Source organism: Zoogloea sp., from assembly GCF_041904905.1.
Taxonomy (GTDB): domain Bacteria; phylum Pseudomonadota; class Gammaproteobacteria; order Burkholderiales; family Rhodocyclaceae; genus Zoogloea.
This window is the reverse complement of sequence record NZ_JAYRMI010000126.1, coordinates 1-2,820: the sequence shown is the minus strand read 5'-3', so window position 1 is coordinate 2,820 and position 2,820 is coordinate 1. Positions and strand designations below refer to the sequence as shown.

General features: G+C 68.6%; 1 protein-coding gene and 1 pseudogene. Both read right to left on the bottom strand.

Annotation, left to right across the window (positions count from 1 at the left end):
- The coding region (locus ACE3N6_RS19060) for a methyl-accepting chemotaxis protein (RefSeq protein WP_374247400.1) at positions 1–2,410 on the bottom strand (2,410 nt) is incomplete at its 3' end.
- Positions 2,411–2,469: 59 nt separating this feature from the next.
- Positions 2,470–2,820 (bottom strand): annotated as a pseudogene (locus ACE3N6_RS19055) (methyl-accepting chemotaxis protein); the annotation flags it as partial.

Below are 2,820 nucleotides of genomic sequence, written 5' to 3'. Positions count from 1 at the left end.
TCTCCCGCGCCGCCTGCGCGCTGCGCTGGGCGAGGCTGCGCACTTCGCTCGCCACCACCGCGAAGCCGCGGCCCTGTTCGCCCGCTCGGGCGGCCTCGACCGCCGCGTTGAGCGCCAGAATGTTGGTCTGGAACGCGATCGAGTCGATCACCCCGATGATGTCGGCGATCTTCTTCGAGCTTTCCTGGATCGACCCCATCGTCCCCACCACCCGGTTCACCATCTCGCCGCCCTGCTCCGCCACTTCGTTGCTGGAGCTGGCCAGCTCGCGCGCCTGGCGGGCGTTGTCGGCGTTCTGCTTGACCGTGGCGTTGAGCTGCTCCATCGAGCTGGCGGTCTCTTCCAGGCTGCTGGCCTGCTCTTCGGTGCGGGCCGACAGGTCGGAGTTGCCCGCCGCGATCTCCTGGGCCGCCGTGTTGATCGACTCCGCCGCCTCCTTGATCTGCCCCACCACCTCCCGCAGCCGCTCCACCGTGGTGTTGGTGTCGTCCTTGAGCTGGCCGAAGGTGCCGTTGTAATCCGCCGTGATCTTCTCCGTCAGGTCGCCCCGGGCGATGGCGTTCATCACCCGGCCCAGGTCGCCCAGGCTGGCGGCCACGCCCTCCATCAGGCGGTTGATGCCGCTGGACAGGTCGAGGAAGAAGCCGGTCTTGCCGACCGTCTCCAGCCGGGCCGAGAAGTCGCCGTCGGCGGCCGCGGAGACGATGGACTGCACCTCCCGCTCCGCGGCAAGCTCGTCGGTGCGGTCGCGCCATTCGCCCACCGAACCCAGCCGCTCGCCGGTGGCGCTGAAGACCGGGCTGGTGACCACATCGAAGGTGCGACCGCCGATGACCATCTGGGTGCGGACGGTCTCGCTGAGGTTGGCCAGCCGGCGCAGGGCGGCGTCGGGGTCGGGATACAGCGCCCCGATGCTGCTGCCGACGAAAGTGCCGGCACTGAAGCCCGGCGCGTGTTCACGGATCCGATCCTCGATCCCCGCGATGGTCTTCAGCAGCGCCGGGTTGGCGTACAGCACCCGACCGCGGACGTCGGCGATGCGCACGTTGGTCTCGACGGTATCGAGGCCCACCTTGATCTGCGCCATCTCGTCGGACACGATCTTGGCCTCGGCCACGTCGTAGCCCAGGCGCACCTGCATGGATTCCAGGCCGTCCAGCACCTGACCGATCTCGTCGCGGCGGCCGGTTTCCACCGACGACTGGAAGTTGCCCTGGGCGATCTGCTGGAACACCCCGATGGCGCTCTGCAGCGGGCCGACGATCCGGCGCACCAGCCACCACACCAACGCCAGAGCGAACAGCACCGACAGCACCACGCCGGCGATCGTCAGGTAGAGGGTCTTCTGGTACTCGGCGATGGCCTGCCGGCGCTGCTCGTCGGCGCGGGTGAGCATGTACTCCTGCACCCCGCGGGCGGTCGCCCGGGCCGCATCGAAGCGGGTCGCCAGCTCGGTGGCGGCGATCCGGTTGGCCTCGTCGAACCGCCCCGCCGCCAGCGCCTCGCGGGCAGGCGTGAGGGCCTTGGCGATCAGGGCCTGGCGGGCCTCGCCGAACTTGGCGAGCAACCCCTTGAGTTCGGCCGTGCGGGCATAGTTCTCGTCGCCATAGACGTTCCACAGGGCCGCGGCCTCGGCCATCGACTTGTCGAGGGCGTCCAGGTGGGCGCTGAGGGCATGGTCCAGGGTCTTGCTGGCGGGGTTCTCCGGCGAATGGACCAGCCCGAGCAGGATCTGCGAGCGGGATTCGGCGACGGCGTTTTCCAGCCGGGCGAGATCGACGGCCGGCTTGAGCCGACGGTCGTAAGTCTGGTTGATCGCCTCATCGGCCTCGGCCAGCTTCGCCATCCCGATGTAGCCCTGGGCCACCACGATCACCATCATCAGCGCCATGGCCATGAGGATCGCGTTGCGCACCTTCATGCCGGAGAAGAACTGGCCGACCGCCCCCAGCGGGCCCGCCTTGACCACCCGGCCGTCGCGGATCTTCAGCCCGCCGGCCTTGCCCTGGCGGAACAGCGCGTAGGCGGCCTCCGCGGCCTGGATCTGCTCGCGGGAGGCCTTGCGCCGTACCGACATGTAGCCGACGGTCTGCCCGTTCTCGACGATGGGCGCCGCGTGAGCCTCGACCCAGTAGAAGTCGCCGTTCTTGCAGCGGTTCTTGACCAAGCCCACCCACGGGCGGTTCTCCTTGAGGGCCCTCCACAGATCCTCGAAGGCCTCCACCGGCATGTCCGGGTGACGGACGATGTTGTGCGGCCGCCCGAGCAGCTCGCTCTCGCTGAAGCCGCTGATCTCGATGAAATCCCGGTTGATGTAAGTGATCTGCCCCTTCAGATCGGTCTTCGACACGATCAGCGAGTGTTCGGACAGTTCCACCTCATGCTGGGTGACAGGCATGTTGATTTTCATTTCGTGTTCCTTCTGTACCAGAGCGACCCTGTTCGTCGGACCTCACGCGCCAATGCGCCTCAAAACTCTTCCCATTCGCTTTCCGCCAGATTGGCGGCCTGCTGGCGGACCTTAGGCAGGGGCGCCCCCACCTTCGCCCCCTTGTGGCCCCGCAAGGGCAGGGGCGCCACCCGGGCAGGGGCCCGCGGGCCACTCACCACCCGCATCGGGCGGATCTCCTCGACCACCGCATCGCCCTCAACCGGCAGACCGGCAGCCATGCCGCCCTGCAGCCGGAAGTGGGCCACCGCGCGCACCAGCGACTGGGCCTGCTCCTGCAGGCTCTCGGCGGCGGCGGCGGCCTCCTCCACCAGCGCGGCGTTCTGCTGGGTCACCTCGTCCATCTGGCCCACGGCCTGGGTCACCTGTTC